General features: G+C 58.1%; 17 protein-coding genes and 3 pseudogenes. 11 read left to right on the forward strand and 9 right to left on the reverse strand.

Annotated features, from left to right (window positions below):
• Positions 1-244 precede the first annotated feature (244 nt).
• Both D9R08_RS14595 and D9R08_RS14600 read right to left on the reverse strand, forming a co-directional pair.
• A complete protein-coding gene (locus D9R08_RS14595; protein WP_121898795.1) occupies positions 245-1,357 on the reverse strand; it encodes an SMP-30/gluconolactonase/LRE family protein in 1,113 nt (370 codons plus the stop codon).
• Positions 1,354-2,643, reverse strand: coding sequence for a lactonase family protein (locus D9R08_RS14600; RefSeq protein ID WP_147450690.1), 1,290 nt, complete (start codon positions 2,641-2,643; stop codon positions 1,354-1,356). Before D9R08_RS14600 ends, D9R08_RS14595 begins: the two co-directional genes overlap by 4 nt.
• A gap of 140 nt (positions 2,644-2,783) precedes the next feature.
• On the opposite strand from D9R08_RS14600, the gene D9R08_RS14605 reads away from it, so the two are divergent.
• The 3 genes and pseudogenes from D9R08_RS14605 (at position 2,784) to D9R08_RS14615 (ending at position 5,715) form a co-directional block, all read left to right on the forward strand.
• The gene (locus tag D9R08_RS14605; RefSeq protein ID WP_158599008.1) at positions 2,784-3,683 is read left to right on the forward strand and encodes a LysR family transcriptional regulator; all 900 of its coding nucleotides are present in this window, start codon (positions 2,784-2,786) and stop codon (positions 3,681-3,683) included.
• A gap of 123 nt (positions 3,684-3,806) precedes the next feature.
• Positions 3,807-4,100 (forward strand): annotated as a pseudogene (locus D9R08_RS19445) (hypothetical protein); the annotation flags it as partial.
• A 484-nt stretch (positions 4,101-4,584) separates the two neighbouring features.
• Positions 4,585-5,715 carry a nitroreductase family protein gene (locus tag D9R08_RS14615; protein ID WP_199709376.1) on the forward strand — a complete coding sequence of 377 codons (1,131 nt, stop codon included), beginning with the start codon at positions 4,585-4,587 and terminating at the stop codon, positions 5,713-5,715.
• Between the two features lie 344 nt (positions 5,716-6,059).
• Here the strand turns inward: D9R08_RS14615 and tnpA are convergent.
• From tnpA to D9R08_RS14630, 3 genes and pseudogenes are all read right to left on the reverse strand, one after another.
• Positions 6,060-6,364 (reverse strand): annotated as a pseudogene (gene tnpA / locus D9R08_RS14620) (IS66 family insertion sequence element accessory protein TnpA); the annotation flags it as partial.
• A 123-nt stretch (positions 6,365-6,487) separates the two neighbouring features.
• On the reverse strand, positions 6,488-7,780 hold the full coding sequence (locus tag D9R08_RS14625; RefSeq protein ID WP_158599009.1) for a polysaccharide biosynthesis/export family protein: 1,293 nt from the start codon (positions 7,778-7,780) through the stop codon (positions 6,488-6,490).
• A 332-nt stretch (positions 7,781-8,112) separates the two neighbouring features.
• On the reverse strand, positions 8,113-9,306 hold the full coding sequence (locus D9R08_RS14630; protein WP_158599010.1) for a polysaccharide pyruvyl transferase family protein: 1,194 nt from the start codon (positions 9,304-9,306) through the stop codon (positions 8,113-8,115).
• Between the two features lie 538 nt (positions 9,307-9,844).
• Between D9R08_RS14630 and D9R08_RS19450 the strand changes: the two are divergent.
• Positions 9,845-9,967, forward strand: a pseudogene (locus tag D9R08_RS19450) (IS3 family transposase); the annotation flags it as partial.
• 118 nt (positions 9,968-10,085) lie between these two features.
• Here the strand turns inward: D9R08_RS19450 and D9R08_RS14635 are convergent.
• From D9R08_RS14635 to D9R08_RS14650, 4 genes are read right to left on the reverse strand one after another with little or no spacing between them, the layout of a single operon-like run.
• Complete coding sequence (locus tag D9R08_RS14635; protein WP_121898800.1) at positions 10,086-11,270, reverse strand: DegT/DnrJ/EryC1/StrS family aminotransferase; 1,185 nt, start codon at positions 11,268-11,270, stop codon at positions 10,086-10,088.
• A gap of 11 nt (positions 11,271-11,281) precedes the next feature.
• A complete protein-coding gene (locus D9R08_RS14640) occupies positions 11,282-11,971 on the reverse strand; it encodes a PIG-L deacetylase family protein (protein WP_199709378.1) in 690 nt (229 codons plus the stop codon).
• Entirely contained in the window at positions 11,968-12,885 is a 918-nt protein-coding gene (locus tag D9R08_RS14645; protein WP_121898801.1) for a methionyl-tRNA formyltransferase, read from the reverse strand. Before D9R08_RS14645 ends, D9R08_RS14640 begins: the two co-directional genes overlap by 4 nt.
• A complete protein-coding gene (locus D9R08_RS14650) occupies positions 12,882-13,493 on the reverse strand; it encodes a sugar transferase (protein WP_121898802.1) in 612 nt (203 codons plus the stop codon). The genes D9R08_RS14645 and D9R08_RS14650 overlap by 4 nt, the downstream gene beginning before the upstream one ends.
• A 165-nt stretch (positions 13,494-13,658) precedes the next feature.
• Between D9R08_RS14650 and D9R08_RS14655 the strand changes: the two genes are divergently transcribed.
• The 7 genes from D9R08_RS14655 (at position 13,659) to D9R08_RS14685 (ending at position 22,972) form a co-directional block, all read left to right on the forward strand.
• Positions 13,659-14,876, forward strand: a complete 1,218-nt coding sequence (locus D9R08_RS14655; RefSeq protein WP_121898803.1) for a glycosyltransferase — start codon at positions 13,659-13,661, stop codon at positions 14,874-14,876.
• A complete protein-coding gene (locus D9R08_RS14660) occupies positions 14,873-16,798 on the forward strand; it encodes an AAA family ATPase (RefSeq protein ID WP_121898804.1) in 1,926 nt (641 codons plus the stop codon). Before D9R08_RS14655 ends, D9R08_RS14660 begins: the two co-directional genes overlap by 4 nt.
• Before the next feature lie 457 nt (positions 16,799-17,255).
• On the forward strand, positions 17,256-18,218 hold the full coding sequence (locus D9R08_RS14665) for a hypothetical protein (RefSeq protein ID WP_147450692.1): 963 nt from the start codon (positions 17,256-17,258) through the stop codon (positions 18,216-18,218).
• Positions 18,215-19,543: a lipopolysaccharide biosynthesis protein gene (locus tag D9R08_RS14670; protein ID WP_158599011.1), complete on the forward strand. Its 1,329-nt coding sequence runs from the start codon at positions 18,215-18,217 to the stop codon at positions 19,541-19,543. The genes D9R08_RS14665 and D9R08_RS14670 overlap by 4 nt, the downstream gene beginning before the upstream one ends.
• Positions 19,540-20,805: an O-antigen ligase family protein gene (locus D9R08_RS14675; protein ID WP_121898807.1), complete on the forward strand. Its 1,266-nt coding sequence runs from the start codon at positions 19,540-19,542 to the stop codon at positions 20,803-20,805. Before D9R08_RS14670 ends, D9R08_RS14675 begins: the two co-directional genes overlap by 4 nt.
• The gene (locus tag D9R08_RS14680) at positions 20,805-22,025 is read left to right on the forward strand and encodes a glycosyltransferase family 4 protein (protein ID WP_121898808.1); all 1,221 of its coding nucleotides are present in this window, start codon (positions 20,805-20,807) and stop codon (positions 22,023-22,025) included. The genes D9R08_RS14675 and D9R08_RS14680 overlap by 1 nt, the downstream gene beginning before the upstream one ends.
• Positions 22,022-22,972 (forward strand): sulfotransferase, encoded by a 951-nt coding sequence (locus tag D9R08_RS14685; RefSeq protein ID WP_121898809.1) that lies wholly within the window; start codon positions 22,022-22,024, stop codon positions 22,970-22,972. Before D9R08_RS14680 ends, D9R08_RS14685 begins: the two co-directional genes overlap by 4 nt.
• Positions 22,973-23,651 lie beyond the last annotated feature (679 nt).

The raw sequence follows: 23,651 nt of genomic DNA on the forward strand, positions 1-23,651 counted from the left end.
AAACCGACCCAGGTAGGTGAAATGGCGCGCAGCTTTGGACGAAGCTGAGCACTAAACCTCCGCCACAGCGCCAAGACGACCAAACCTCGGCGGGGTCAGCTGATAACGCGGGTTCTTCCGGAGTCGGTCACGGCGAAAAGATATGGAACTGGCGGAGGTCCATCGGCCTTACCTCTGTTGCGAGCACCGAGTGTGTTGAACCAAGACAACCATGCTATGGCCCGAATGAGCTTCCGCTGCGATCTCATTGAAGGAATGGATTGTCGAGCACAGCGACAGCGTCGTTAGAGAGACTTCCGAGATAGAGCCTATCACCGTGCGGCACGGCATTGGCGACGCTGAAGACGCGCTGCCCGTCTGGATCGTGGAGCGCTCCGAGCGGCGCGCCGCTAAGTTCGTCGTAAGCGACCACCAAGCCATAGCGCCGTGGCCGGACCCAAAAAGTTTGCGGAAGCTTCGCAAGCAATGCCTTTAGCCAGGGCTGCGGATGCAGCATTCGGTCGAGAATTTCCGAACGCAGCGCCTGGATGCTGATATAGAGCCGTCCTCCCGCGTCGGCAGAGATCCCGTCGGCGAAGCCGGGAAGACCGTCGATGAGGATATCTGAACGCCCCGCCTCGGGTCCGGAAAGCCAGAGGCGGCGAACCCGGTAGCGTGATGTCTCCACGACGAGGACTGCGGTCTCGTCGGATGTCAGCGCGACGCCGTTTGCGAAATACATGTCGTCGAGGAGAAGGCTCGTCTCCCCCGTGTTCGTGTCGAAGGCGTAGAGCGCACCATGCGGTCGGGCCTCGAGCATGTCGAAGGGAAGATAGGGTGGCCCTGCGTCGAGCGTCGTGTTGTTGAACGCGGCGCTGGCGTCCGAGAAGTAAACGATGCCGTCGGACGCGATATCGAGATCATCCGCGAAGAGGATCGGCCGAGCGCCGAAACTGTCGGTCAGAAGGTGTACGGAGCCGTCGGGCGCGACCGCCTGAAGCCCGACCCCGTGATTGGCGACATAGAGCGTGTCGTCCGGTCCAAAGATCAGGCCAAGTGGATGCCCCCCGACGTTCGCGAAGCGCTCGACGATCTCGGCGCCTTCGCTCAGGGTGATTCTCCGGATCCACCCGTCATGGGTTCCGGTATAGAGCCTGCCGCTTGAATCAAACGCCACATCTTCAGGGATATCCAGACGGCCGTCGGCGATCATTTCGGCCCTGCGGAGCACGGTATTCGGCGCGAAAGGACCATCCAGGGGATGGCCCGGCTCGGGCTCGTAAGGCAGGGGATCAATAGGCGAAGGAACCGCAACGAAAACGAGTAAAGCGACGAGAAGGGCTCCTGCCGCAATCGCGAGCGCGCGGATCCATTTCACGGCAGCAGCACCAGGTCATGCGCCCCGCGTGACGTCATAACGCGGTGGCCGGTCGGTCTCAGGCGTGCACCGGTTCCGTTCCCCTCGACCCGAAAGTACTCGACCCATCCTGTCGTGGACATGGCATCGTGGTCCTGAAAGACGGTGACCGCCAGGCTGCGCCCGGTGCGATCGAACGCGATACCCTGCGGCAACACGCCCCTGAACGCCACAGATCCTCCCACTTGCTCGGGAGTTCCGGTAGACGGATCGACGTAAAAGAGCGAAACGGACGAAGCGTTTCGACCCCGGATCAGGCCGGTGGGAAGGCCGGATGGAAGGTAGGTCCTTTCCATGTTGAGCGTCGCCAGCAAGACGCCATCCTGCGAGAGAGCGAAGTTTTCCGAACTGCGGCCCGACGCAACCGATGCAATCAGCCGCGGGGCGCTGCCGTCCCAACCGATCACATGGATCGATCCCGGCCCGTTCAGCACCCGGTCGACGGTGCGCGGTCCCCAGCCCGTGTCGAGTGCATAGAGGACGCGCCCATCGGGCGACCAGCGCAAGACGCTGAGCAACTCACCGACGTCGGTCACCACGACCTCGATGGTTGCTCCGGTTATCGCTCCGTCGGATCCCCGTTGCACGCGTGCAAAGCCGACCGCGTCTCCGCCCATGTTGAGGGCGAGGACATCTTCTTGCGGATGCCAGGCCAAGGCGGTTATCGTGCCTGCGTCCGGTCCGACACCGCCTGCCACGGGCACGTCGACCTGAACCGGGCTCGCCGGTCTACCGCCTTCCAGTTCGAAGAATTGCAGGGCAGCGCCGGGGGTGGCTGTGCTGATCACAAGGTGCCGCCCATCCGGTGCCAAGGCGACCCCCGTCGGCCGGGATGCGGTCTCAACCTCTCCAAGGCGCGCCCACGATCCCCCTGATCCGCGCGACAAGATCGTCAACCGGTCGCCCGGCGGCAGCGCCTCTTGAAGGTCATCAACGGTGTCTACATCCGGCGGCGCACCTTTGCGGCCCTCGATCACGAAGGCGAAGCGCCCGTCTGGCGAGACAGCCATTGCATTGGGCCAAGTGGTGACCGTATTCGAGGCTGTCAAACGTGTATCCACGCGAGGTTCTGAGCCACCCCTAAGGACGTAGACTGCGTCGTTCTCTTCAATCCTCGGCTCAAGTATGCCATTGGCATAGGCGAAGGCAGGCATATCGGTATCGGCCAGAACGAGGAGATCCCCGGCGAAACCGGCAAAGGGAACCTCGACGGTATCAGCCTCCGTACCACAGGCGGCGAGCGTCACAAGCGATAGGACTGCAAAGGGTCGTCCGGTCAAAATCACGGCTCCGTTCCACATGTTCAGGCCATAACAGATGGACCATGACCAATGTCATTGGTATTCACTGACGCGCACAACGGTTGTGCGCACCAGGAGCGGGTCTTTTGGCGTCCGATTTCGAAACCGTAGCATGGGACGACCTGCGTCTTTGCCTGGAGGTCCGGCGCGCGGGAGCCGTCTCGACGGCCGCGCGGCATCTGGGCATCAGCCATTCGACGGTGCTCCGCCGCATCGCGGCGATTGAGCGTTCGCTCGGCGTGGTCCTGTTCGTGAAGCGAACGGACGGATATGTCGCGACCGACGCGGGTCGCGATCTGGCGGAGGCGGCGGAAGAGGTCGAGGCAAGGATCGCTTCCGCAATGACGAGCGCAGCCGCGTTCGAGGGCGGCATGTCCGGCATGATCCGTTTCGCTGTGCCGGATCTAGCCGCGACCGTCCTCATGCCCCTTCTCGCAGCGTTCTGCGCGGCCCATCGCGATGTGGAAATTTCGCTTCTGGCCGCTCAGACGCCGGAAAGACTGACGCGGGGCGACGCGCATGTGGCCCTCACCCTGACGAAATCACCGCCGGCGGGACAGATCGGCGTCGACCTCGGTCAGGCAGCTTTCGCGCCCTACGCGGCGAGAAGCGCGCTTGATCGGGATAAAGAGCAAGATCTTCCCTGGATCGGGCTGACGAGCGGTTTGAGGCATACGCCGGTCGGCGGTTTCGACAGGCTGGCGACGGCAGCCCGTCATCGCCTCCACCGCGTCGGCAGCCTGACGATGCAATACTCCGCCATCACGGGCGGACTCGGCGTCGGCCTTTTGCCCTGCGCCGTCGGCGATCTCGACGCGCGCTTGCAGCGATGCGGTGAACCCGTGACCGACCCGTCGCAACGTCTATGGCTGCTGTATCGGCGTGAGATGAAGGGGAACGTACGCATCATGACCTTCTTCCGCCATCTGCGGGTGGCGTTGACACGCGAACGACTGCTAATTGCTGGCGAGAAACCGATGCCGTGAAACCCATAGTTCCGTCCAATGACCGTTTTGCACGAATACCGCCAACGGACCGATATGGCGACTACAACGGTTTATCTAGGTGGTATGGCCACCGCCTGACCAGCCAAACCATCCGCGGAACAGGGCCAGGTCGAGCGGATGAACCGCGCGATCACGCAGTCGACCGTCAAACATGTCCATTACGACAGCTACGAACAGCTCCGAACACACGTCGGCGACTTCATCACGGCTTACACCCTCGCGGGCGGATGAAAGACCTTCGGCGGCCTCAAGCCATACGAGTACATCTGCAAGGTCTGGACGCCAGAGCCGGATCGTTTCATCCTTGATCCGATCCACCAGATGCCTGGACTGTACGGCTGGACACCTTCTCGCTCGAGCAGGATTGGCGGCTATCCTCGGACCGGAACTGCTTGATTTGCACAGCTGACATCCGTGTAGAGGGACGTTGGAAATTATTCTTTTGCAAATAGGTTTCCTAATTTTTATGATCATGAGTGGACCGTTCAACAGAGCGGATGATTGTAGTGATGAACGAGATGGCGGTTCGTATTTCAACTGAAGTGTGGACAGTCGGCGGAATCGGCACCCCGCTTAAGAAAGGCGACAAGCGAGTGCCAAAGCATTGTAATAATTGTTTTTCTGGGCATGACCCGCGACCGGCGAACACCCGATTAATAACTGTTGAACCCTGACGAACCATGCAAGCACCCTTCACTCTGCTTCCCGTCGGCGCGTCTAAGACCGCATTGCTTTCTGCATGCTCAGGTTTGTGTAGGCCTATGTCTCTGGCTCCGAGCAGGCGACAGGAAGAAACAAAGACCGATGCGATGACGGACTGTTGCGTTCGTGGGGTCCTATCGAGTTCTGGAAACGATTTGTTTACCGAGGATTGTTTAAGATGAAAGCGCTAGTGAAGAATATGCTATCCAAGAGCCAGATTGATCGTCTGCGCGATGCCCGCCTATTGTTCAGGGACTCCGGGGCGGTCCGCTTGGCCACTTCGGCACAGACCAGCGGCCTGAGAATTGCCTCATCGGCGAAGCCTTTGGCGACTGCGTACTACTCGCTGCTATCACGGCAATTTCAACGTGAGGAGCGTGCTGTGCTGCTCGGGCTGGCGAAGTACCACGCGGAGCTTCAAGAGGACGACGCGAACGTATTCTTGATGCGCAGAAATATCCACCGGCTTGAAAAGGGCCTTTCGATGCGCCCCCGGCGTCCAGTGTTCGCGAAGGACTACATCCTCGAAACGGTCAATGTGTACCGCAAGGTGGTCGACGCACCCGAACGCTCCGCTGAGAGCTCGGCCGACTCCCTCCACTGGGCCTTCGACGTGCTGAGCGAGTACTTCAGAGTTGTCGCGGAAGATCCAGTACTTGATCATGCACGTAAGGTATTCGACAAGTGTCCGGCTCCGACAGAACGTAGCGCTGCCGGGGACCGGATTCCTTACAAGCGCAACCTCGACGAGCATCCTGTCTCCTTCGAACAGCTGGAGCAATTGGCTATCAAGCGGCGCTCGGTACGCTGGTTCGAGCAAAAGCCCGTGCCCCGCGAGCTGCTGGATAAGGCCTTCGGTCTGGCGGGGCTTTCTCCGAGCGCTTGTAACCGTCAACCCTTCAGGTTCCTCGTCTTCGATGACCCCGAAATGATAGCCACGGTGTCGTCTCTGCCAGGGGGCACTATTGGCTGGAAGCATCAGATCCCAGTAATGATCGCCATCGTGGGATCGTTGGATGCTTTCTACAGTGAGAAGGACCGGCACGTAATCTATATCGACGGCGGGCTTGCTGCGATGTCGTTCTCATACGCACTGGAAACCCTCGGTCTTAGTTCCTGCATTTGCAACTGGCCGGATATCGAGAGCCATGAGAGGCGGGCGGAGAAGGTCTTGGGATTAAAGGGTTACGAACGACCGGTGATGTTTATGGCAGTAGGTTACCCAGATCCCGATGCTATGGTCGCGTACTCCCAGAAACGCCCGCTTGAGGTCATGCGCACGTACAATCCGCCGATCAAGAAACCTTAGCGGTCGCAGTATGACCTGGGTCAAGCGCAGGCGCCTTTTCGGTTCATCCAAACTACGAGTAGCCCTGTAGAAATTGCTTGAAGGCCTATAGATATTATAAGCTGGATCAGTATTTCTGCCCCGAACTTCGAAGTTAGTGGTTAGCGCGCACGATCGGCGGAAGACTATCCAGCAGAGCGCCTGCGCCGATATAGTTGCCGGGTCATGTCTGAACCCTTGCGGAGAACCGCGCACTTCTCCTGGAACCGCCGCGGTTTTGCCGGAGACTGTTTGGTTCTTCCCAAGCGACTTTATCGACAGGGTTCATGCTCTCATAGACTACATCTGACCTGATGCGCTGTGCAAAGATGCGCCATGGCTTCCCGCCTGGCCGCGGGCGTTACCACTTTCGCGACCCGGCTGCATCCTTCAACATGGCGTTGTCCAGCATTTACTCGGCCAACAGCTTCTTCAGCTTCGCGTTCTCGTCCTCCAGCGCCTTCAGCCGTCGGGCATCCGACACTTCAAGCCCGCCGAACTTCGACTTCCATTTGTAGAACGTCGCCGAGCTGATCCCGTGCTCCTGGCACAACTCTGCCGTCGCGACGCCGCTCTCCTGCTGCTTCAGGATCGCGGTGATCTGTTCTTCGCTGAAACGGCTTCTCTTCACCGTCTGTCTCCTTCGTTGGGACGGACTCTACTCCAAATTGGAGGAGGAAGAGGATCTCAGGGCAGATTCAGCACGGTCTATTTGTGTGACTTCAGACTTCAAAATGTCGAAATTGCGTGGCGGTCAATCGTCATTCATTGTCACCGTCACTTCAATGATGTCACCCGGCTGCACCGCTTCATTCATCGCAGCCAGTCGTCCCTCTTCGGCATCTGGTGAACCACGGTAGATGAACACCTCAACTGATGTGTCGACTTGTTGCGAAACTGCGCCGCCGCTTCCGAGGAGCACGGCTTGAAGGCCTTCAATACGTCCTTCAAGCTGCGATAACTCCCGGTTTAGATCTTGGTTTTGCGAGAAAAGGTCGGTGCGATATTCGTTTTCGGTCCGCTCAATCTCTGCAAGGAGCCGTTCCCGCTCCGACTGCGACCCAAAGATATCGCTTTCTATCGTCAGAAGCCGCGTTGACGCGGCCAAGGCTGCCAACCTGACGTTGTTGACTGTCTCTTCAGTGGTGAGTCCCCTATCCATCATCTCCAGGATGCGCGCCAAGCGTTCTTCCCCGGTGACTGACGCACTTGAGTAGTTGTCAAACGCGGCGCGAAGTCTCTCTATGCGTTGGTCTACGAGTTCGATACGCGTGTTGAGTGCCTGAATGGCGAGGGTACGCTCACTGATGGCAAGACCAATTTCCTCGATCGCCGCAGAAGCGCCTTCATCCCCGAGGAACTCCGACAATGCGGCCACGTCTTCTTCAGGAATGTCTTCCACAGATGTTGGTGCTCTCAGAAGGATCTCGTTTTTGAAGAGTGAGGCCCGGAGAAGCCGGCGTAGTTCCAAAGCTGCACGCAGCTGTGCTGGCGCTTCCAATGCCGGAGCAGTTCCCCCCTGGAAGATTTCAACGCCGCCGCCAGCCCCGATTGCTCCGCGCACGCTCATTCCGGGGGCAAACTCGACGGCGCCCGGTTGTGCGACTTGACCAATTATCGTGATCGGTCGAAACCGAGAGATCTCAAGAAAGAGATTTTCGGCGTTCAATACGGCAAATGGTGGATCTCTGCCTGGAAGGTTGGGCACCTCGACCCCGACCGCGGCCTGCTCGATCTCTCGTTCCAGGTCGCCGAGCGAGAGGCCCGCTGCGAAGAATGTGCCGAGGTAGGGGAAACCAATTTCTCCGCTCGGACCTATCGTGGCGATGTGAGGAGCAGGTCCCAAACCGAGATAGCTAAGAGACAGCTCATCGCCCGGTTGAAGCCGGTACGGCATGTTTTCGGCTGATGATTGGGTAACAAAGAGAACGCTAAAAAATGCGCACCATACTATGTGCCGAAGGGCTGCGAACAGTGTGCCAGACCATCGGGCGGCAGAATAGCGAAGACCGTTCAAGGTCGTTTCCTGCTGGACATGAATTTTCACCGATCAAGTTATTGTTTTGTTGAGAATTCCGTGCGTGACAGCCAGTCCGATGTCATTAATCAACGCATTTCGATTGCCGTCAAGAGCGTCAAGCTGTTGGTCTGTTGCTGCCTGGATTGACTTGCTCCTCTTGGAGTCCGCTAATTTGGGTTAGATTTGTTCAGGTTTGGTCCCCAGTTGACGGGTTAGCATATTCTTGTGGCGTCAGGCCGACGAGGCTGGAATGCGGCCAGTTGTGAAGAGAAATCAGCATGTCATCTCTCCGTCCCGAACCACGCGCTGGATTGACCTTGCCATGAGCAATGCAGGCCGGCGACAGTCTATGTGATCATCTAGGATGGAACAGCCAAGGAATTTATGGCTTTTTGTGTGACCGAGGTAGCTTGAACAGTTTCTAGACATTTCTTGATGTTCTGGGACTCTATTTCGTAATTCTTCCCCATATGGTCGATTTGCTCCAAGATTTGGTCGACACCCGGTTGTCTTATGTCGAACACATAAGCTTGTTGTTGGAAATGTGCTGCAAGGTCCTGGTATTTGCTTGCCCATCCTAGAATGATCGCGGGGACGCCGCTTCTGTACGCGAACACAACAGAATGGTAACGTGATGCGACGACGTACTTGAAGCGCCCAATAATATCTATCAGTTCCGGGCTGGAGTATTCCCCGCTGATGATGCTCACTTTGCTTCTGTCGTTCATCTTGTCGAGAACTTCCTCCACGAGGTGCGTATCGGCAGTGGAGGTATTCAGAATGTACACTTTCTCACCATTGTCGGTCAGCCGATCCAGAAGTTTTGTATACAGGTTTAAAACCGCGTCAGCGTCACCGATCCGGAACACGTTTTCGTTGATGATGAACCCAACTGAACCTTGAGCTGGATATTCGACTTCACCACTAACTGAGGGGGAGGCGTAGATGTCGGATGCAGTTGGAAAAAACTTTTCTCTGATTACCATATCAGTCGACAACTCAACATTGTCCAACCCCAAGGACAAAAGGCACTCATATCCCTCTTTCTCACGTGCGTATATTTTAGTGCAGTAGGCCAATTCTTTTTTGACCCGCTTGAGAAAATCCGTGTTGTCACCATCCCAATCAAATGGACCAAAGCTCTGGGGCATCAGGATAATTTTCTTTTTGTGGCGCTTGGCAAGCTCTATCGTTTGCAGAAGCAGCTCTCCCCCGCCTTTGGGCCAGCCTGAGCCAAGAGTGTAGCCGCTCGCATCAAAAATAGCATCCGCTTCTCGCAACGCTCTTTCCATTTCCGGAATTTTACCCTTCCACTTGTCGGTTTTCCTCCAGATACCAACCAAATAGGTCAAAAGCGGAACCAAGAATGGCACCTTACTCAATTTGTTGTTTAGCACAAATCGTGTATAATAATCATATGGTAGCAGCTTGAAACTATATTTCTCCGGTGATTCATATTTATTGGAAAACCCATAAACCTCGCAATCTTTGTAAGTACTTTTCAGGCTGTAGCACAAAGTTAAGAACATGGCCTGGGAGCCCTTATTCTTCATCTGAGTTCCTGTAATTATAAATTTTTTCATGATAATGCGCGGACAACGATACGCTACCGCTTTTCTCCTTTCTCTTACCTCAATCGTCGAAAGTCGTCACCGACCTGGTCCGTTTTTCGTTCATATGATGCCATGGCGTGACCAACGGCTTTGTGCAGTCGAGAGCCTCGTAGCGGCGGAACTGGGTCGATCTCGTGAAAACTCAACCGGCTGCTCAGCATTTTCCATGAGTGTGCCAGAATGATGGCCGTCAAACGCGGGGCTTTGATCCCGCCGATCCCGCCCTCAGCGTGGGTTGTTGCATTGGTTTTTCGCTAGACGCGTAATCGCTTCCCGTTCAAGGCCTTTGTTCGTGTATACGTTAAGGCAGCGTTCACCGTGATGGCAAGAATTGAAAGCGGCGCGGGTGATGCTCCAATGAGGTACCCCTAATCTCCGATGTGTTTGATCCCACGGTTTGATGGTGTGATCCGTTCTCAGGGATGGAAGGAAGCCCTATCGCTCAAGTTCGTCACGGCAGAGCCACGACCACGCACACCGTCATGCTCGCCATTTGATTGCGGCATGGCGCGACGACTGCAATCACAACCGGCCTCGCTCCAGCCTCGCGGGTCTGGCGCCATACGAATATGTTAGCCGGTCAAAACAGGACCAACCCTGAACCGAGCTAACCTATAAACGCGGCCTCAAAGAGAGCAGGTCACGATCCACCAGATGTCGGGACTGAACACACAGGACCACAAGATGCCGCCCGACCTTATCGCGTCTCCGAGTGCGGCCTAAGAAGCGAAACGTGTCGATCGACGCACGGCTTGCCGGGCGATTGCGTTGAGTGTGTCAGCAAGGGCTGCGATCCTGTCATCCGTCTGTGCCGGATCCACGAGAAACGCAAGGCTGGTTTCGCCGAGTTCCTGCGCGACCGGAAGCCGAGCGGATGGACCCAGACCCTCATCCGTGAACACACGCTCGCGGTAGATCTCCGGGCAACTCCCGGTCAGCGCCGGGAATCCGGCGGCCCCGATCTCGTCAAGTATACGGTCACGGCTCCACCCGTGGGCCAGTGCCTCCGGTCTAAGAAATGCATAGAGGCGATAATAGGCATGAGTGATCCCCGGCCTTGGCATAGGCACTCGGAATAGCGGATTTTCAGCGAGCGCTTCGGCCAAAAGAAGCGCGTTCCGCTGCCGAATCTTCTGCCAATCCGGCAACCGGTAGATTTGAATAAGCCCCAACGCGGCCTGCATGCCCGTCATCCGCAGGTTGGTACCCGGCGGGCCATCATGCAGCCACCGGAATCCTGGCACTTCCGCCAGTTCCATGACGCGGGCCAGGCTCTTGCCGTGATCCTTGAAGCTCCAGGCCCGGGCGAAGAGGGTTTCATCATTGGTGACCAGCAGGCCGCCCTCCCCGCCTGTCGTCATGATCTTGTCCTGACAGAAAGAGAAAGACCCAAAGGCGCCGAAGCTACCGACATGACGCCCCATGATCTCGGCCCCATGGGCCTGCGCACAGTCTTCGATGACCCACAAACCATGTGCGTTCGCGAGATCCAGTATCTCCTCCATCTCGCACGGCCAACCCGCATGATGAACGGCCAAGATCCCTCGCGTGCGCGGGCCGATCAGAGGTGCAATCGTGTCTGGCGTTATGTTTTGGCTGTCCCGGTCGACATCGGCAAAGACAGGTAATCCCCCCGCCAGCATAATGCATGAAGCCGACGCAACGAAGCTTCGCGGCGTCACGACAACCTCATCGCCCGGTTCGAGGTCGAGCATGCGTAGCGCTGTGTCGAGCGTAACGGTGCCGTTGGCCATAGCAATCGCGTGTTCGCTACCAACAAGCTTCGCGAAAGCCGTCTCGAACTCGCCAACCTCCGGCCCCGTCCATGCATTCACGCGACCTGATCGCAGCACTCGCGCCACTGCCTCTACCTGTTCATCATCGAAGACCGGCCAGTTTGTCATATCATTAGACCCTAAAGGACCATGCGCACGGGCACAAAGGCCTCGCAGGCATCGCGGTGAACGGTTGCGCCACGCAGTGTCGCGAGCGCACGTAGCGACTCAGGCGAGCGTTCATGTGGCGCTTGATGGACCTGACTTTCATAAAGGGCGAAGGCATCGAGCTTGGCCTCCAGCGTCTCGCTAATGTCGACAAAGATCGACGGCAGGAACGCCGGTGTAAGCTGAGGCGCGTTCCAGTTGGTTTCCGACAAAGTCTCGTAGGCCATGATGACCGGAGGATAAGAAGCCTGGTGAGGTCGGCTTGCGACAAGGCTTGATGTGAAGCAGGCCTGATGGTCGAGATGGATGTCACCGGGATGCGGAAGGAGCACCACTTCAGGTTGCAGGGACTGCACAATGCGCGCGATCCCCGCGTTGAGATCGGCATGTGGCGTCTCTGAGAGGCCGGCCGCCGGAAAGCCGAGCCAATGGCAGTCTGCTACACCGAGCCGTTTGTGCGCGCGCTTGGCCTCGGCCCGGACGCGTTGTGTCTGAGCGGCGTCGAATCGGGGCGCAGTGCCGCTGGTAACTATGCAGACATGTACGTCGCGTCCTTCAGCGGCCAGTCGCGCCATCGTACCGCCGGCGCCCAGGACCTCATCGTCTGGATGCGGGGCAATGACCAGAACACGGCCGGCGCCCATACCGAAATCGAAACTCATTTTCTCTCTTCTCCGAGCAGCGTATGCACGCGGGGAGGCTCGTGGGCGCCCTCCCAGGCAGTAATGTCAATGCTGCGGGAATCCCCACATGACACAGTGAAGTGGTTCCCATTGATGGCCTGAACCTGACCCGGCAGGCCAATGAAATAGTTCTCTCGCGGGTGTGGCTCTGCGAGGGTAAGAGTCAACCGTGTACCACTCTCGGAATAGGTGAAGGCGCCTGGATAGGGCGGTCCGACGGCGCGAATCAGCCTTTCGATCTCAGCCGCTGGCCTTGACCAGTCGATAAGTCCGTTCTCGGGACGTCTGCGGCCACATATACTGGCGAGGCTGTCATCCTGCGGGTCTGCGGGGACGTCACCGTCAGCAATCCGTGCAACCAACGGCGGCAGCATTTCGGCAAGCGCCGTGATTTGCTTTTCATAAAGGCTAGCTGCGGTTTCGCGGTCGGGATCAACAGGGATCGGTCGTTGACTTGCGATTGGACCGGTATCAGCCCCATCCTCGAGCCAGAACAGGGTCGCGGCGGTTTCCTTCAGCCCAAGAAGGATCGTCCAAGGGATCACGGCACGCCCACGAAGGCGCGGCAAGGCCGACGGATGGAAACCCAGACTGCCTATCCGGGGAATATTTCGAAGCGCTGCACTACATAGCTGCGACCACCCCACAACCAGCAAAAGGTCCGGTTGGAGCTCTGCAATCAGGTGTAGCGTGTCTGGTGCCTCAGATTTCGGGGTACGATGGATCGGCAACGCATAAGCAGTACAAATAGGCTCCAGATCCGCAAAGTCAGAGTGCCGATATGACAGCTCAAGCGGCAGGGTGACGACGAGACTCGGGGCGTGACCTGACCTGCACAAAGCTTCAAGCGCTTTTGCGGAACCCTCAACCGCACCAATAAAAACCGTCCTCACGAGGTCTGCCTCCTCGAGGTTGGTTCTGCTGAAACGCCCGACTTCGCTGCAATCAGCCGTTCCGGCCTGCGGCGCTCGCCGAGTAACGCAACCGATGCCGTTTCTGCCAAGATGCGGAAATCAAGCGCGGCTGATCGGTTGGCAACATACCAGAGATCGAGCTGCAGCTTTTCGTCATCGCTGAGACGCGTGTTTCCGCTTACCTGCGACCAGCCGGTGATGCCCGGCCGGACCTTGCCGCGCTGCTCACCTTTGGCACCGAAGGCCTTAATCGTTTGGGGAAGCAGAGGCCGAGGGCCGACAAGTGCCAAGTCACCGCGCAATACGGCGATTAATTGCGGCAATTCATCCATCCTCAGGCGGCGTAGCAAATCAGTCGCTGGTGTCGTGCGTTCAGCATCAGGAAGCGGCGGTCCATCATCGGGTTGGTGGTACATTGTGCGGAGCTTGACGATCCGTATCGGGTGCCCGTCCTTACCGGCCCGGGTCTGAACGAAAAACATCGGCGAACCAAGACTGACTCGCACTATGACACTCGCAATGAGAAAAAAGAGCAGCAGAGCAAGCACAAGAATAGACGCTATCGCGAATTCAGTTTTACGGTTCATGCCATCAACAGTAAATTGGCAAATGTCCTAAAGTAGCCCGCAGAGCGCCGCGGGCCATTAAATCAAGTCTCCCCGGAGAGGAGTATTTTCGAAAATCCACCCTTCTATGCGTCGATTCTGAAGTTTATCGTGTCATGGAACAAAAATTAAGGCAACCATTGGCTCATGAAGGTGGTTCACATCATTACGAGTACCGGTGTCGGCGGCGCACAAATCATGCTGTCGCGATACCTTCGTGCATTGGGTCCTTCGCGGAAGTCCCACTCCGTGATCTCGCTCATGGCGCAGGGTCCGATTTCGGAGGAATTGCAGGACATTGGTATCCCGGTGCACCACCTTGGGCTGTCACAGGGCGCAAAATCTTGGCGCGCAGTTCGTGATCTTCGACAGAAACTCGCGGCTGAGGCACCGGACGTCATTTTCGGCTGGATGTACCACGGATGCCTAGCCGCCCTGATCGGCAGGGTCGGCCTTCGCAACACCGCGTTGGTCTGGGGCATCCACCATTCGCTGGCAGACATTAGGGCCGAGAAGGCCTCGACGCGAATGGTGGTCCGGATACTGGCGACTTTCTCGCATCGGGTCGACGGAATATCTTACTGTTCTTCCACGTCCCGTACCCAACATGAAGCGACCGGTTTTGCGGGAGACCGAGCGTGGGTCATCCCAAATGCCGTCGACGCGGCCGTTTTCCGCCCTGACCCTGACGCGCGGGCCCGTCTGACCGAACTCTGTGGCATCTCGAAGGATTGTCAGATAATTGGCACAGTCGCACGGAACCACCCTATGAAAGACCATGTGGCGATGGTGCGGGCGGTCGCCAAGTTGCTGGCCGACGGGCGTGACGTACACGGCGTGTTGATGGGAACAGGACAAGCCAACGGCCCGGCCAAGGCGGAGGCCGCGGCCCTGGGGATCGCCAATCATATAAGCTGCTTGGAAACCCGGGCCGATGTAGCCGCGCTGGTGCCGGCATTCGACGCTTTTCTTCTATCTTCAGCATGGGGCGAAGCGTTTCCGCTGGCTGTGGCGGAAGCGATGGCGGCTGGCGTGCTCTGCGTCGTGACGGATGTGGGCGACTGCGCCGAACTCGTTGGGCCGTCAGGTGCAGTAGTGCCCCCGCGAGACGTAGACGGAATGGCGCGCGCCCTTCGTGGGATCCTCGATCTCGAACCTGCCGAGCGGACGGCGGCAGGGCTCGCGGCGCGGGCACGAGTCGCCGAGCGGTTTTCGTTCGATCCTTATATTGCCGCGCATGAGACCTTCTACCTCAACGCGATGCAGCATCGCGGTTCCGGGCGCGTGCGCCCGGAGACGGACACGGGGACCGCTACCGACGGGAAGAAGACTGAACCTGCAGAACGGCCGGAGGCGACCAGATGAACGCGCCCGAGAATTTTAGCGTGCAAGATATTTATGACACCCAGATTCCGCAGGAGCGGATGGGACTGGAAGGGCTGCTGTTGATCCTACGGCGCCAAGCCTGGATAGCAATTGTCCTAATCGCCACCATAATGGGTGTTGCGGTCTTTTATCTGCAGTCGGTCGAAGAACGCTATGTGACCCGCGCGACGATCGTGCTCACCCCCTCGGAGACCCGCATAAGCCGAACGGCAGCGCAACTCGAGGCCTTTGATGTCTCGCGCTCCATCGTTGAGACCGAACTCGACGTCCTCCGCTCCCGCCAGTTCGCTGCCGAAGTGGCGGAGCGGCCTCCGTTGGCGACACATCCCATCTTCGCCCCCGCACCTGACGCCCCGGAGATATCCGCGACCGAGTTGAGGGCTCGGATCATAGACCGGCTACTGGCGAGCTATTCCGTATTCCGCTCGGGCGAAAGCCTCGCAATCGAAATAGTGGCAGAGACCCCGGACCCCGAGCTGACCGCCGCCATCGCGAACGGTGTCGCGGAAACCTACATTGCTCGGTCCGAACGCTCCCAGCGTGCGGAAATTCAGCAATCCATCGCCTTTCTGGAAACCCGCACCGCGAGCATGTCAGCCGAGCTGAGCGAAATGGAACTGGAGTTCGCGGACTTCGTGCGGGCCAATGGCCTCGATGACAGCAATCGCCTCGACAGGCTCTTGTCGGAGCAGATGCGTCTGTCGGCAATCGTCGACGCACTTGAAGGGGAAGCGTCGCACCAAGCGGATTTGGTTCGGAATGAAGCCGCTCTTGCGGAGATCGACGAGCGTCTGCGCGAACACACGGCAGCTACTCTTACGCTTGGACGAATAGAGCGTGCATTGGATCTTGAGCAAAGCCGCTACCAAAACGCCGTCGAACGACTGAACGAATTGGAAACACAGCTTGATTTCGTGCCACGCTCGGCACGACATGTAACCGTCGCACAGGTCCCTGTCGAACCGGCATGGCCTAATCATGCGGTGGCGCTCGCACTCTGTTTCGTGGCCGCGACGATCCTTGCTTTCGTGACAGCACTTCTCATCGAGTCGCTTGATCGGAGGGTTTGGGCAGAAGCTGATGTACAGAGGATTATCGGTTTGCGAAACTACGGTACGGTGCCGCGCACCTCGCGCCGTGATATCCAGCTAGGCCAGCCGCCATCTCTTGAATACCTTTCGGCTGATCCGCGGGCACTTTACAAAGAGGGTCTTCGAAGCATTCTGACCCTGTTGTTGAAGAACCACCGCGCCAGTGATGCGAAGGTCTTGATGATCACGTCGAGCTTACCGGATGAGGGCAAGTCCGAGGTTGCACTGTCCATAGCGGCTTCTGCGGCGCGGGACGGTTTGCGGGTTTTGCTTCTGGATCTCGACGCCCAACAGGAGAGCGTTGCGGCGCTTGCCGGCGAAAAATGTGAAACCATATCGCTCAAGAACCTGATCGAGCATTTCGACAATTCGGAAGTGTCCGAAGACGCCACAGACGTGTCTGCCCTGGGGTCTAAGGACGGATCACTCCCGCTCGGCACGCCTGTTGAACTGGCCGACGGCCTTCATCTCATCAGCGTCGGAGCGCGAGAACGCCTTAATTTCCATGTGCTTCAGGACACTCAGACGAAGCTTATGCCGAAGTTGCGTCGGCATTACGATCTCATCTTGCTGGATGCGCCGCCGGTGCTGGTCTTCAATGATGCCTGTCGCTTCGGATCCTTGGCCGACGGGGTTCTGATCGTCGTACGATGGGGCCAGTCGAAGGGTAACGAATTGCGTGAAACGCATGATCGGCTCAAGCGGAGTGACTCAAAAATTCTTGGAACTGTCTTCAACGATGTAGATCCTCGCGAGCAGCGCCGGTATCGGACCGGAGCGTATCTCGGACGTTCTGCATATGCGGAGTAACGACTTGCTAAGGCCTAAACGAAGAATACGGCCGAGCGACCTTGCGTTGGTTGTCTCGGGCCTTCTGTGTGCGTGGCCAGCGCTAGGCGACGTGTTGGCGTTTCCCGGTGCAGACGGATACGGCGCGATTGCAACCGGTTGGAGGGGAGGCGACGTCGTCCGCGTCACCAGTCTTGCCGGTGACGGACCTGGCACCCTGCGTGCCTGCGCCGAGAACAATGACACACCTAGGATATGCGTGTTCGCCGTTTCTGGAACGATCGTAGTGGATCACCCCATCAGGCCCGGCTCCAACCTCTATGTCGCGGGTCAAACAGCCCCGGGTGACGGGATCCAGATCCGGGTAGAAGGTCCCCGCCAGGGCCCATTGATCCTTGAAGACAGTCATGACGTCGTTTTGCGGTTTATGAGTCTCCGGCCAGGTCCCAGTTCCGAACCGTCACCGACTGTAGATGCCTTGACAATCGAAGATTCTGAACGCCTGTACCTCGGCAATCTTTCGATGGCCTTTGCGACGGACGAAACCTTCAATATCCACGTCTCTGGCGGGCGTTCGGCTGATATCACTCTTGCTGACAGTCTGTTGGCCCTCAGTCTCGACAGAACCAACCATCCCGATGGACGGCATTCAAAAGGGGCACTCATATGCTCGACGGAGGGTACCGGCTTTGAATGCGGTCGCATAAGCCTACTGCGAAATCTCTTTGCGCACCATCGCGACAGAAACCCCGATGTTAAGGCAACATCCATTGGTCCGGTCGAGGTGATCAACAACGTTTTTTATAATCCGATCAGCCAGTTTGGTGAGGTGTATGACCTCGCAGGCGACGTGTCGCTTATTTACGCAGGAAACATCGTGATGCCGGGCCCAAGCACTGTCCGAAATGTTCCAGAGGCCTTGCAGGTGTTCGATTTTACAGAGGCCGCGATTGAAATTGCAGCCTGGGGCAACATCGCACCCTCTCGGGACAGATGTGCCGGTGGGCGAAGTGCGCTGCTGCTGGATCCAGCCGCCGAAGCCGCGGTGGTTGCAACATCCGCCGACACCATGGCGACCGTACTCACGGCCGAAGAGGCGTACTCTCACGTCATGACCCGTGCAGGAGACGCTATCCCCGGCCGTAGGGTGCATGACCCACTCGACCAGCTTGTTATCGACAGCGTTTTTGCCTGTACGGGCGAGGTCATCGACGAGGTCGACCAGGTTGGAGGTTGGCCTCTCATTGCCGAGTCTGCAATGATTGCGGATAGTGATGGCGACGGGCTGCCCGACGATTGGGAAGATATGCGCCCAGGTCTCGCCCCGGATAGAGCCGACGACGCATGGGCCTTGGACCCCATCACCGGTCTTTCCCATGTCGAAACATGGCTCGCGGTCCTGGCGGGAGACATCCCCGAAAACGCGGTGGCAGTCCAATGATCCGTCGTCTGTCCAGTTCTCCGGAAGACCAAAAAGTCGTGGTCCGCATCCTGCGAAACGTCAGCTGGGTCTTCTCCTCGCAGGTCGTGACGAGTCTTTCCGGTCTGGTTTCAATGGCTGCAGCTGCACGGGCCCTTGGGGCGGAGAGTGTAGCCATCGTTGCCTTGGTTGAAGCCTATATGCGTTTGGCCTCTCTTTTCATTCACCTCGAGCCCTGGCAAGCCGTCATGCGGTTCGGCAGCGAAGCATTGGAGCGGGGAGACACGCGACGCTTCCGTACGCTGATAGGTTTCTCGACGATTGTCGATGTGGTCCTGGGGCTGATGGCTGCACTTCTTGCGTTTGCCTTGGCCGGATTGGTGGCCCCATGGCTTAATCTGGAAGAGCATATTGAACTGCTTCAAATCGCATCACTGGCACTCGCGGTGTCACTCCGACCGACCGGAATCGCAGTGTTGCGGCTCTTTGACCGTTTCGACAAGCTTGCACGGCTTGATGCAGCCACGGCCATAGTTCGGGCAATTGTGTCGGTCATCGTTGCAGCCCTTGGCGGCGGACCAGCCGCGTTTGTGGGGGTTATTGTCGTCTTCTCGGTCGCGGATGGAGCGCTTGCCTATATCTTGGGGCGTCGTGTGATGGCCGATCAGTTACTCCCAGAGCGTGCCGACAGCCCATTGCAAGCCATTCGCGAAAATCCGGGCTTGCTACGGATGTTCTTCAACAGCAACGCCGCTGTGATACTGCGGCAAGCGACCCAACGGCTCGACGTCATCCTTCTAGCCACCATCGTCTCACCCACGGCTGTCGGTTACTACCATATTGCAAAACGTAGCGCCTTGGCAGGCTTGCGCCTTGGCAGACCGCTCGCGCAGGCGATTTATCCCGAACTCGCACGTTTCGCGGCAGCACGCGATGAAGGGCGCCTGTCCCGCTTCATCTTTGGCATGTCTGGTATATTTTTCTTATTGCTTGTCATCGTAGTGACCCCTGTCTTGATCTGGATCGAGCCGATTATCGTACTCATCTTCACCGAGGATTTCCGCGAGGCCGCGCTGGTAGTGGGGATACAGGTTTCTGCGTCCGCAGTCCTGTTGGCCGGGGTGGCGATTGTCCCTGCCCTGCTAAGCACCGACCAAGACGTTTCGCTTGTTCTGCTGCGCCTCTCAGTGACGGTCCTGTTCTTTGCAGTCTTTTGGCCGATGACGGTTCAGTTCGGCGCTGAGGGCGCGGCGGCAACACATCTTTTGTGCAACTTGATCTGGCTTGTCTCGGCTGGGTTCATTCTACGCTCGGCGTTGGCGCGCCGGGTCATGGGGACGACGTGACCATCCTGTCCCTACCCTTTCTATCGCCAGCGCTACGGGCTGCGCGGTTCCGCAAAGGCGCGGCTCCCGCGCTCGACCAACTCGACTCGAAACTCGCGGCGTTGACGGTCTTCCTTTCGCCGATGAACTTCTTCCGGCTCGATGTGGTCTACTTGACACTCGCTGATGCGGCAGCTTGCGCAACCCTCTTGGTCATGCTTCTGAAAGGTAACGTGCCGCGCGCGCCTTTGGGGATGGCGACGCCAATTTGGCTTGCAGGAACCTTGGCGCTCGCCGCGGGCCTCACCATCGGTTCGGTCGCGAATGGCGAAATGCTTCCTTTGGTCGTAGTTCTATTGCAGTACTCTTTTTCTCTGATCGTCCTCGTCTATGTGCTGGCGGGTCGAGGGTACCGACAGACTGTGGCGCTTATGAAGGTTTTGGTTTTCTCGATCGCCGTTGTGATGGCCTTTGGCGCCTATGTTGTACACTACGTACCCGATCCGGATTTGCGGCTCGTGTCGGGCAGCGGCAGAATGCGTTCTCTTGTCGAACGCGAGAATGCCGCAGCGGCGCTCGGTTCCATTGCGATCGTTCTTTTGCTCAACCTCACGCTTCATGGAGAGTTCCGCAGAATTACGGCAGCGTTGGTCATGCCGCTCCTGCTTTACGGGGTCATCCTGACTGGGTCCAACACAGGACTTATCATCACGGTCTTTGGCATCACGGTCACCGCACTGTTCAGCGGTTCGACCCGTGTGGCATTCGGCTTCTTCTTGGCAGCGGCTATGGCAGTGGTCCTGGTCATGTTTGCTGGCGACATCATACTGCCCGAGGTTTTCCGAGAACGTGTTTTGACCGCGCTCACCACCGGCGACTTAAACCAGGCCGGCACTTTTGAGGACCGATACTTCCTGATCCGAGAGGCCTTGGAAACGGCCCGGCATACGCTGGTTGTGGGGCTCGGAGCGGATCAATACAGCACGATCAGTGCGCATGGTGCGCCCGTGCACAACGCCTACCTCCTCTTGCTGACCGAGGGAGGTTTGATTTCGCTTTTTGGACTTGTGTTGCTGCTGATGACTGGCGTCACCCTCGCCTGGGCAGCCATCGCTGTGGCCGGCGCACGGACCGAGGGATTGATCGCGTTAACGATCATACTGATTTATGCGGCAATGTTGAATTTCTTCGCGCATTTCTATGCACGCTTTTGGGGAGTTCCACTGGTCCTGGCCCTTGCCTTGGCCGCTGCCTGCCTCAACACGAAACCGAGAAACGGCTAATGGCCACAAGAAGACGTATCCGGGTGCTGTTCCCTTACGCCGACGGGGATGTAATTGGTGGTAGTCACACATCGTCCCTCACGCTAGCCGCTCAACTTGACCGTAGCGTGTTCTCACCGCTCGTTCTGCTTCATGGCACGCAAGGCGCGTTAGGCCGCCACGTGGAGGAGCTCGGGCTGCGGACCCTCCGACTAGAATTCCCTCCCGTACTAGCTGGTCGTCTCAAGCGCGCTGAACACCATGCATCCATTCCGAAATATCTTTTGCGCGCTGTGCCGTCGCTGGTGCGTCTGCTCCGGCGGGAACGAATAGGCATCGTCCACACAAATGATGGCGGCATGCATGCAAGCTGGGCCCTTCCGACAAAGATGGCCGGCGCTCGCTTCATATGGCATCACCGACAGGCACCGGATGCCAGAGGCGTGAATTTCATCGCACCGTTTTTCGCAGACCGGATTCTTTCGGTGTCGGAGTTTTCGCGTCCATCGCGTCCCGTTTTACCCGTTGCAAACCGGTTTGAGGTCGTCAGAAGCCCGTTTAACTTGTCACCCGATCCGCCCGACCGCGATGCGGCGCGAAGCACTCTTCTGACCGAGATCGGCGCGCCCCCGAACGCCGCATTGATTGGGTATTTTGGAGCTTTAACCCCTCGCAAAAGGCCGGACCATTTCGTTCGGGTCGTGCATGAGCTACGTGCGGCGATGCCCGACCGCCCCGTCCATGGCGTCGTCTTCGGCAGCGAGCCGGTCGCCGGGCTGGAGGTCGAGGCGCAATGCCGACATCTGATCGACGAGATGGAGTTAAAAGGTCATCTGCACTTGATGGGACACCGGACACCGGTGGAACCCTATATGGCAGCTGTGGACGTACTGGCCGTCACAGCGCTGGACGAACCCTTCGGCCGCACCTTGATCGAAGCGATGCACCTTGGCACGCCAGTGGTGGCAACGCGCCATGGTGGCAACCCTGAAGCGATTATCGACGGGCAAAGTGGGTTTCTGGTCGATCCCTTCGAGCCTGCAGCATTCGTCCCCGCACTCCAGCAAGTTCTGCAAGATGCCAAAACGCTCCGCCGGGTCACCGCGGCGGCGGCGAGTTTTGCACGCGAGCTCACGATCGACGCACATGTTGCGCGGATTTCAGCCATTTACCGGGAGCTGGCCGCCGGTACCAGGATCGCGCATGACAAGCCAGTAGGTGCGCACGGAGGCTCGCCATGATCGAAGTTCGCACGAGCTCTGCCGAGGATGGTGCCGCACGCAACGTTTCAGTTCTCTATGTCGGTGGCTACGGTCGTAGCGGTTCGACGGTAATCGATATGGCACTTGCGCAATTTCCTGGTGTCTTCGGCGCAGGAGAACTCGGGAATCTGCCCCGCCATGTCTGGCCAAATGACGAGTATTGCGCTTGTGGCGCCCGCGTTCGCGCCTGTCCGCTTTGGTCGTCCATCGTCGAGCGATGGCTAGAGCGGGAACCACCCGGAACGATGGAACGCTATGGCCACCTCTGCGTCAGGTTCGAGGCTGTTCGAAATCCGCTACAGACGCTCGGGGTTACGGGTTGGACCCGTGGCTTCCAAGAATATGCCCGTCTAACGAAAAATCTCTTCACGGCCATCCAAGAAACGACGGGCTGCCGCGTCATCGTCGATTCCTCCAAATCGCCGAGCCGAGCCCTTCAACTGTCGCGCATTGCCGGCATAGATTTGTCGTTGCTGCATCTGATGCGAGACGGACGCGGCGTCGCATGGTCGATGATGAAAACCCACGAGGTGGATCTGAGCGCAGGCGTGCAACGACCTGTCGGCGGTGCACCAGCCATACGGACAGCGCATCGCTGGATGGCCTTCAATCTTCTGACGGAATTCGCAGCCTCCCGGGTTGGGGCGCAACGATCGATCCAATTGCGCTACGAGGATTTCACAGCCGATCCCGTCGGCGCGCTGCAGCCGGTTCTGGCGATGGTCGAGGCTGCCCGGGAGACCTCTGATGCCACAGATCTGGCCGAGATTATTCCTGGGCACCAGGTCGCTGGCAGCCGCATCCGCATGGGCGGACCCCTTCGTATTTCGCGAGATGCGGCTTGGGAGGTAAAGATGCCGGAACAGGATCGCCTGAAGGTCCAGCGCCGCGCGGGCTGGATGCTACGACGCTACAGATATCTTTGAGCTACTCCCCGATCCGTGGACAGATTTCCGGCTGGTTTGAGCTACTGCCTGCACCTGCTAATCGGTTTCGGTGCGGTTAAAGTAGACCACTGCGGGCGGTTGTCCGCCAGGGCAGTCTGAGGGCGTTGGTGTTAACGCGATGGCTTCGCGCCCTGCGGCAATCGAACTCCTTTATCGGCGCTTGCGCGACGATCGCAAGTCGAAGCTGATGCACTGTCGCAAGGACGACGTTCGAACATGTTCAACGCATGACCAGCTGCGGTAAAATCCGATAGACGAGAGTCTGCAGGCAGTTCGAATGTCCGGCAGATTCCACTCCGAGACTGCGACCTCTGTGCCTTCGGATCATGCTCGGTGCGATCCGCGTCGGTGGTCCAAGTATCCAGCCTTTGGTCCAGAAATTCGAATGGTAGGCCACGCAGAGCGGGAGCTGCCGCTGGGCACTTCTATCGTTGCGCCTGCATCTGTTTGGCATAGAACTTGATTGTTTCCTTGATGGAATATTAATGTTCACTCAACTGCATGTGCCCCGCTGCTAAACATCACACTCGGTTAGGCTAACCATATGAAACAAAAAAATAATTAGCCCAAAAGGCGGCATGGGCAGATGCGCGCACATTCGACGTGCCGGCATCCTTTATAAGCGGAATTTTGCTGTTGACTCATGCCAAAGGTTAAC

This window comes from Rhodophyticola porphyridii, from assembly GCF_003688285.1.
Classification (GTDB): domain Bacteria; phylum Pseudomonadota; class Alphaproteobacteria; order Rhodobacterales; family Rhodobacteraceae; genus Rhodophyticola; species Rhodophyticola porphyridii.